The following is a 1,423-nucleotide window of genomic DNA, read 5'->3' as shown; positions in this document are numbered from 1 at the left end:
AACGCCGATCTGGCCGCGGCGTTCAACAAACACCACGGCGACCTCACCGGCGCCTACACCCCCAACCAGGTCCACACCCCCTTCGACCGCCCCACCACCGCCACCCAACTCCGCGACGACCTCACCGACGTCTTCACCAAACACCTCGCCGACACCATCGGCACCCAGGCCGCCAAGAACGCCGCCCACGCCTACACCGACGCCCTCATCCGCAACTGGGGCAAGAACACCCTCAACGACGACCTCGCCAAAGCCCTCAGCGACACCGGCATCCCACCCCACCTGCGCACCCACCTCACCCGCACCGTCCCCGACACCCTCACCCACAACCTCGGCGCCTACCTCGCCAACCCCCACATGCGCGCCCAAATCCTCGCCATGGCCGCCGCCACCGGCGCCTTCGAGGGCTACATCGGCGAAGGCACCACCAACGCCCTGCTCACCGACGAAGGCTTCAAAGCCCACGGCTACTCCGCCACCGCCGGCGCCTCCCAAGCCGGCATCCAAAACATCACCGTCGACACCACCCTCACCACCCTCAACCACCTCCACACCCCACCCCAACCACCACCCCCACCCGACACCACCAGCACCACCCCACCCCCCACCAACCACCCCAACCCCGCCGACACAAACAACAACAACGGCAGCGGAAGCAACAACAACAGCGGCAACGGCGACAACGACCCCGGCGACAACCACCGAGGCGACCCCCCACCCGGCCCCGACCACCACAACACCCCCGACAACGGCCACACCGGGACCCCCGACACCGCTGACACCACCCACGCGCCCGAGCTGGACACCGACACCGACACCGACCGCCCTCAGGCGCCGCACCCGGACCCCACCGCCGACCCACCCCAGGCCGAACCCACCCCCCACCAGCCCGAAACCGCTCCCGGCACCGACACCGCTGCCGACGGATCGCTCTCCGAGGACGGCACTCACGGTGACGGCACCGGAACCACCGCTCCGGACCGGCCGCACACCCCCGCAGAGCGAGCCCACGACACCGAGACCAGTGCGAGCGGCGACACCCCCGCCGACCAGCCCCTCTTCGACACCGGCCCCGACGACAGCGCACCCGCCGACGCCCCGCCCGCCTACACCGACGACACCGCCCCACCCGCCTACCAACCCGACCAATCCGACCGACCCGACCAGAACACCACCGACAAACCGGCCACCCACACCATCACCGTCAAAGACCCCACCGCCGCCCCGAACGAAACCGACGTCCGCACCACCCTCGACCACCTCCTCACCGACCCCCGACTCAACGAGTTCATCGACCGCAACACCGACCAGCACAACAACACCGACCAGCACAACGACCCCCCGACCAACTACGGCGAAAAGCACGCCGCCAACACCGTCACCCCTCCGCCCACAGCCGTCGAGATCACCGCCGACGGGCCCA

At 69.6% G+C, this 1,423-nt stretch carries 1 pseudogene; it reads left to right on the top strand.

What is annotated here, in order from left to right:
• Positions 1–1,423: pseudogene (locus tag ABD284_RS25660) on the top strand (hypothetical protein); the annotation flags it as partial.

It is taken from the genome of Streptomonospora arabica (assembly GCF_039531585.1).
GTDB lineage: Bacteria > Actinomycetota > Actinomycetes > Streptosporangiales > Streptosporangiaceae > Streptomonospora > Streptomonospora halophila.
The sequence above is the reverse complement of the archived record's forward strand: the minus strand, read 5'-3'. Positions and strand labels throughout refer to the sequence as shown.